At 30.4% G+C, this 6,107-nt stretch carries 8 protein-coding genes; all 8 read left to right on the top strand.

The window, feature by feature from the left end; all coding sequences use genetic code 11:
• Positions 1–205 (top strand): hypothetical protein (locus ABWO04_RS03315; protein WP_353077286.1); only part of this gene is annotated, 205 nt, incomplete at its 5' end.
• Positions 198–500 carry a thioredoxin gene (trxA, locus tag ABWO04_RS03310; RefSeq protein WP_353077284.1) on the top strand — a complete coding sequence of 101 codons (303 nt, stop codon included), beginning with the start codon at positions 198–200 and terminating at the stop codon, positions 498–500. The genes ABWO04_RS03315 and trxA, both read left to right, overlap by 8 nt.
• Complete coding sequence (locus ABWO04_RS03305; RefSeq protein WP_353077283.1) at positions 493–687, top strand: DUF6132 family protein; 195 nt, start codon at positions 493–495, stop codon at positions 685–687. The genes trxA and ABWO04_RS03305 overlap by 8 nt, the downstream gene beginning before the upstream one ends.
• 90 nt (positions 688–777) lie before the next feature.
• Positions 778–1,236, top strand: coding sequence for a hypothetical protein (locus ABWO04_RS03300; RefSeq protein ID WP_353077281.1), 459 nt, complete (start codon positions 778–780; stop codon positions 1,234–1,236).
• An 83-nt stretch (positions 1,237–1,319) separates the two neighbouring features.
• Positions 1,320–1,511 carry a hypothetical protein gene (locus tag ABWO04_RS03295; protein WP_291241052.1) on the top strand — a complete coding sequence of 64 codons (192 nt, stop codon included), beginning with the start codon at positions 1,320–1,322 and terminating at the stop codon, positions 1,509–1,511.
• 140 nt (positions 1,512–1,651) lie between these two features.
• A complete protein-coding gene (gene ffh / locus ABWO04_RS03290) occupies positions 1,652–3,007 on the top strand; it encodes a signal recognition particle protein (protein ID WP_353077279.1) in 1,356 nt (451 codons plus the stop codon).
• 84 nt (positions 3,008–3,091) lie between these two features.
• Positions 3,092–3,967 carry a bifunctional 5,10-methylenetetrahydrofolate dehydrogenase/5,10-methenyltetrahydrofolate cyclohydrolase gene (locus ABWO04_RS03285; RefSeq protein ID WP_353077277.1) on the top strand — a complete coding sequence of 292 codons (876 nt, stop codon included), beginning with the start codon at positions 3,092–3,094 and terminating at the stop codon, positions 3,965–3,967.
• A gap of 165 nt (positions 3,968–4,132) precedes the next feature.
• Positions 4,133–6,106, top strand: a complete 1,974-nt coding sequence (locus tag ABWO04_RS03280; protein ID WP_353077275.1) for a peptidylprolyl isomerase — start codon at positions 4,133–4,135, stop codon at positions 6,104–6,106.
• Position 6,107 lies beyond the last annotated feature (1 nt).

The raw sequence follows: 6,107 nt of genomic DNA, 5'->3' as shown, positions 1-6,107 counted from the left end.
TATGAAAAATATATTCTTTAACAATTGGCATTTTATGCGCTATTTCCGAATTGCGATTGCTTTATTTTGTTTTTACACCGCATATGAGGAAAATCAATGGGTATTTGTTCCATTTGGTGTTTTCTTTTTGTTTCAAGCGGTTTTTAATTTAGGTTGTGGCCCCAGAGGTTGTAATTTTCCAACTAAAAACAGAGAAGATGAGTAAATTTCAAGAACTAATTAATGGAAACAAACCCGTGTTAATTGATTTTTTCGCTACTTGGTGTGGTCCTTGCCAAGCTTTAGCTCCAATTTTAATAGAATCAAAAGAAGAGTTAGGAGATGCTGTAAATATCATTAAAATTGATGTAGATAAAAACCAAGAAATTGCTGCTCATTTTCAAGTAAAAGGAGTGCCGACTATGATGTTGTTTCAAAATGGGAAAATGTTATGGAGACAATCGGGTGTGGTTTCTAAAAATGAAATTGTTACTATTGTGAAACAAAAAGCTAATGTTTAAAAAATACAAATTAACATTTATTGGTATTGTTATAGGTGCTATTTTAGGGTATTTGTATTATTTTTATGTGGGATGTGCATCAGGAACTTGTAAAATAACTTCAAGTCCTGTAAATAGTACTTTATATGGAGCTTTAATGGCAGGCTTATTGTTTAACATTTTTGAAAATAAACCTAAGAAAAAATAATTTTCTATGTTTTTTTGGAAATTCGCGAATTAAAATTAAAAAAATAATATATATTTGATTTTTAAAATTAATTAGTTAATTTCTTTGATTATGAAAAAAATTAAAATAATTTCAGTTTTAGCACTTTTATTCGTCCTTAATGTGGCATCTATGTGTAGCGATGATGATGATGCACCAACAAATATAAATCAAACACAAGTTATTAATACGGTTGTTTCAGGTACTTGGCGTATTACAAATTATGTAGATTCAGGAGTAAATGAAACTGCTAATTTTACAGGTTATAATTTTACATTTGCTTCAAATAATGTGCTTACAGCAGTAGGAAACGGATTAACTACATCAGGAACTTGGTCGGTTACAGATTCAAATAGTAATGATGACACATTAAACGATTTAGATTTTAATATTGCTTTTACCACACCAGCTAATTTTGTAGATTTAACAGATGACTGGGATATTGTTTCCAGAACAGATACAAAAATTCAATTGATTGATGTGAGTGGAGGTAACGGCGGAACAGATTATTTAACCTTCGAAAAAAATTAAGAAAAATTTATCATTTAAGTAGTATAAAATTATTACTTTTGAAATATATAAGTTAATAAGTATAACAAATAAAAATAAATATTATGAAAAAAGTATTGTCAATTGTTGCCTTAATGGCATTTATGGTTTCTTCTGCTTCTGTAGTAAACTTTAAAGAAAAAGAAAAAGAAAAGAAAAAAGAGAAAACTGAAAAATCTTGTTGTTCAGATAAAAAAGCAGCTGAAAAAAAATCATGTGCTTCAACTGAAAAAAAATCATGTTGTTCTAAAAAATAATATGTTTTACATAAGTAAAAAAACCGTTCCGAATTTTCAGAACGGTTTTTTTATTTCAAATTTTTAACTTTCGACTTTATCACTTTCGACTTTTAAAACTTTACCATATATTTGCATTTCATTAAAAAAGCTCAATTATTATGTTTGATAATCTTACCGATAAGTTAGATAAAGCCTTCCATATACTAAAAGGACACGGAAAAATTACGGATGTAAACGTAGCCGATACTTTAAAAGAAGTACGTCGTGCATTATTAGATGCCGATGTGAACTTTAAAATTGCTAAAGATTTTACTACACGAGTTAAAGATAAAGCTATTGGAGAAAATGTATTAACTACATTACAGCCAGGTCAGTTATTGGTAAAATTAGTGAAAGATGAATTGACCGAATTAATGGGTGGAGATGTTGCAGGTGTTAATTTATCTGGAAACCCAACCGTTATTTTAATGTCTGGTTTACAAGGTTCTGGTAAAACGACCTTCTCTGGTAAATTAGCTAATTTTTTAAAAACAAAAAAATCTAAAAACCCACTTTTAGTAGCTTGTGATATATATCGTCCTGCGGCAATTAATCAGTTGCACGTTGTAGGAGAACAAATAGGTGTGGAAGTGTATTCTGAACCTGAAAATAAAAATGCTGTTTCAATAGCCGAAAATGCAATTAAGCACGCAAAAGCAAATGGTTTTAATGTTGTAATTATTGATACCGCTGGTCGTTTAGCCGTTGATGAAGAAATGATGAACGAAATTGCAAATGTTCATAAAGCCATTCAACCGCACGAAACGTTATTTGTAGTAGATGCTATGACGGGTCAAGACGCAGTTAATACAGCAAAAGCATTTAATGACAGATTAAATTTTGATGGAGTTATTCTTACAAAATTAGATGGTGATACTCGTGGCGGTGCGGCAATTTCAATAAAATCGGTAGTTAATAAACCTATAAAATTCATTGGTACAGGAGAAAAAATGGACGCAATTGATGTGTTTTATCCTTCTCGTATGGCGGAACGAATTTTAGGAATGGGAGATGTGGTTTCTTTGGTTGAAAGAGCGCAAGAACAATACAACGAAGAGGAAGCTAGAAAAATTCAGAAAAAAATTGCTAAAAACGAATTTGGTTTCGATGATTTCTTAGCTCAAATACAACAAATTAAGAAAATGGGAAGTATGAAAGACCTTGTCGGAATGATTCCTGGAGCTGGAAAAGCGTTGAAAGATGTAGAAATTGAAGATGACGCTTTTAAACACGTGGAAGCGATTATTCAGTCGATGACGCCCAAAGAAAGAAGCAAACCAGCAATAATTGATGTGAAAAGAAAAACAAGAATTGCGAAAGGTGCCGGTAGAAAAATAGAAGAAGTGAATCAGTTAATGAAACAATTCGACCAAATGAGTAAAATGATGAAAATGATGCAAGGCGGCGGCGGAAAAAAACTGATGCAAATGATGGGCGGGATGAAAGGGATGCCTTCAATGCCTGGAATGAAATAAATAAGTCGAAAGTCTTAAAGTTTAAAAGTCGAAAGTCTTTAGAACTTTAAGACTTTTAACTTCTCAACTATAAAAACAACTACAATGCAACTATTAGACGGAAAAAAAGTTTCAGAAGAAATTAAAGAAGAAATTGCTGCCGAAGTAGCAAAAATGAAAGCAAATGGCGAAAAAGTTCCTCATTTAGCTGCAATTATTGTAGGAAATGATGGAGCAAGTTTAACGTATGTTGGTAGTAAAGTTAAAGCGTGTGAAAGAGTAGGTTTTGAATCTACTTTGATAAAAATGCCAAGTACGACTTCGGAAAAAGAATTACTTAAAAAAATTGCTGAATTAAACGAAGATTCAAATATTGATGGTTTTATTGTCCAGTTGCCATTACCACCACAAATTGATACTCAAGAAGTAATTATGGCCATTCATCCATCAAAAGATGTAGATGGTTTTCATCCAGAAAATTTCGGAAAAATGGCTTTGGATATGAGTACGTTTATACCAGCTACACCATTTGGAATTTTAGAATTATTGGAAAGATATAATGTTAAAACGCAAGGAAAACATACGGTAGTTATTGGAAGAAGTCATATTGTGGGTCGTCCAATGAGTATTTTAATGGGAAGAAAAGGGTTTCCTGGTAATTCAACAGTAACTGTTACGCATACACATACTAAAAATATCACTCAAATTACTTCACAAGCTGATATTATCATTTCAGCACTTGGAGTGCCAAACTATTTAAAAGCAGAAATGGTAAAAGATGATGTTGTGGTTATAGACGTAGGTATTACTCGTGTAGCGGATGAAACAACTGAAAAAGGATATAAAATTGTAGGTGATGTTGATTTTGAAAATGTTTCTAAAAAAGCATCATATATAACACCAGTTCCTGGTGGGGTAGGCCCCATGACCATTGCAATGTTGTTGAAAAATACCTTAATAGCAAGGGAAAACAGAAAATAATAAAACAAAAAAAATCTCAATTTATTAAGTTGAGATTTTTTTTGAATTAAAACTTTATAAATTAGGTTAAAATATCTAAAAATTTAGTTAATAAATCTTCAATTAGTTGTTTAATTGTAATCATTTCCTATTTTTGCTTATTGCAAACAAAACCAATTTAAAAAAATGAAAATTCAACACTTTTTTTTAGTCATATTTTTAACAATTAGCTTTCATTCAATAGCTCAAAACACACAAAAAGATGTGCTTTTTACGATTGATTCTAATGAATATAAAATTGATGAATTTAAAAGAATATATCTTAAAAATTTAGATTTAGTTAAAGACGATTCGCAAAAAGATTTGAATCAATATTTAGAATTATTTATTGGATATAAATTAAAAGTAAATAAGGCTTATAAATTAGGTTTGCAAAACAATTCAAAGTATCAAAGCGAATTAAGTTCGTACAGAAATCAACTTTCTAAATCGTATTTAAATGATTCAAAAGTTACCAATCAATTAATTGAAGAAGCCTATAATAGAAGTTTAAAAGAAGTAAAAGCATCGCATATTTTACTTTCTTTTGATGAAAATGTTAAAGGAGCAGACACATTGGCGTTTTACAACAAAGCACTTGCGTTAAAAAAACAAATTGAAAAAGGGGAAAGTTTTGAAACTGTAGCATTGGCTAATTCTCAAGATCCTTCTGTTGCAGATAACAAAGGTAATTTGGGCTATTTTTCTGCTTTTAGAATGGTATATCCTTTTGAATCGGCTGCATTTAAAACAGCTGTAGGGCAAATTTCTAATCCAATTAGAACACGTTTTGGATATCATTTAATTAAAGTTACTGATAAAAGAGACAATAAAGGCGAAGTTACTGTGGCACATATTATGATTTTAAATCCTTCTGATGCCACTGATGAAGCCAAGTTAAAAGCAAAACAAACGATTGATGATATTTCGAAAAAGTTACAACAAGGTGAAAGCTTTGAAGCATTAGCAAGTCAATTTTCTGAAGATAAATCTACAGCTGTTAAAGGCGGAGTTTTGCAACGTTTTGGTACCGGACAATTAAGCTCAGAAGCATTTGAAAGCGTTGCGTTTTCATTGGAAAATAAAGGAGATATTTCGCAACCATTTGAATCGGGTTTTGGATGGCATATTGTAAAATTAATTGAGAAACATCCAGTAAAATCATTTGCTGATTCAAAATCTGAATTAGAAAATAAAATTAAAAGAGATGAGCGTTCTATAATTATTACGAATACGTTGGCTAGTAAATTAAAATCTAAATATACTCAAGAAGTAAACAAAACGCAATATAAGAATATTGAAAAAACGGTTACGGATGCCATTTATAGTCAAACTTGGGAGCTTCCAAAAGATGATCTTTCAATTAAGGACGATGTACTTGTAATAGATAAAAACAAAAAAGTGCCTACTTTGTCTTTTGCAAACTATATTCAATCGCAACAAAAAAACAAACTTTCGACTAAACCAGTTACGAAATTAGTTTCAGAATTATTCGAATCTTGGAAAAGCGAGCAATTGATAGCCTATTATACCGATAATTTAGAAAACGAATTCATTGATTTCAAAAATGTAATGGACGAATACAGAGATGGATTACTATTGTTTGATTTAATGGAAAAAGAAATCTGGGATAAATCAAAAACAGATACTATTGGACTTCAAAACTTCTATAATTTAAATAAATCTAAATACAATTGGAAGGAAAGATTTGATGTTGATATTTTATCTTCAACAGATGAAACCGTAATTGAATCCGCTCAAAAAATGCTTCAAAAAGGGAAAAGTATTGAATATATCAAATCGAAATTAAATAAAAATGATAAAGTAGCCATTATGGTGAAATCTGGTTTATTTGAAAAAAATTATGATATTTTAGATAAAATTCCAAATCTAACGGTAGGTGCAAACAACACGTATAAAGATGCAAATTATAGTTTTGTAGTTCATGTAAAAAGCACCAAACCTGCTGAAACAAAAGCCCTTGAAGACTGCAAAAGTAAAGTGATTAACGATTACCAACAATACTTGGAATCCACTTGGGTTGATGAGTTGAAAAAAGAGTTTAAAATAAATATCAATACAGCTGTGTTTGAAAGTGTAAAACAGCAATTAAAATTATAAA

It is taken from the genome of Flavobacterium sp., assembly GCF_040382755.1.
Lineage (GTDB): Bacteria > Bacteroidota > Bacteroidia > Flavobacteriales > Flavobacteriaceae > Flavobacterium.
This window is presented reverse-complemented; position numbering and strand designations above follow the sequence as displayed.

What these genes read in the sequence shown, in the direction of transcription:
- trxA (WP_353077284.1), top strand. Translation starts at nt 198, where the DNA reads ATGAGTAAATTTCAAGAACTAATTAATGGAAACAAACCCGTGTTAATT.
- ABWO04_RS03305 (WP_353077283.1), top strand. Translation starts at nt 493, where the DNA reads ATGTTTAAAAAATACAAATTAACATTTATTGGTATTGTTATAGGTGCT.
- ABWO04_RS03300 (WP_353077281.1), top strand. Translation starts at nt 778, where the DNA reads ATGAAAAAAATTAAAATAATTTCAGTTTTAGCACTTTTATTCGTCCTT.
- ABWO04_RS03295 (WP_291241052.1), top strand. Translation starts at nt 1,320, where the DNA reads ATGAAAAAAGTATTGTCAATTGTTGCCTTAATGGCATTTATGGTTTCT.
- ffh (WP_353077279.1), top strand. Translation starts at nt 1,652, where the DNA reads ATGTTTGATAATCTTACCGATAAGTTAGATAAAGCCTTCCATATACTA.
- ABWO04_RS03285 (WP_353077277.1), top strand. Translation starts at nt 3,092, where the DNA reads ATGCAACTATTAGACGGAAAAAAAGTTTCAGAAGAAATTAAAGAAGAA.
- ABWO04_RS03280 (WP_353077275.1), top strand. Translation starts at nt 4,133, where the DNA reads ATGAAAATTCAACACTTTTTTTTAGTCATATTTTTAACAATTAGCTTT.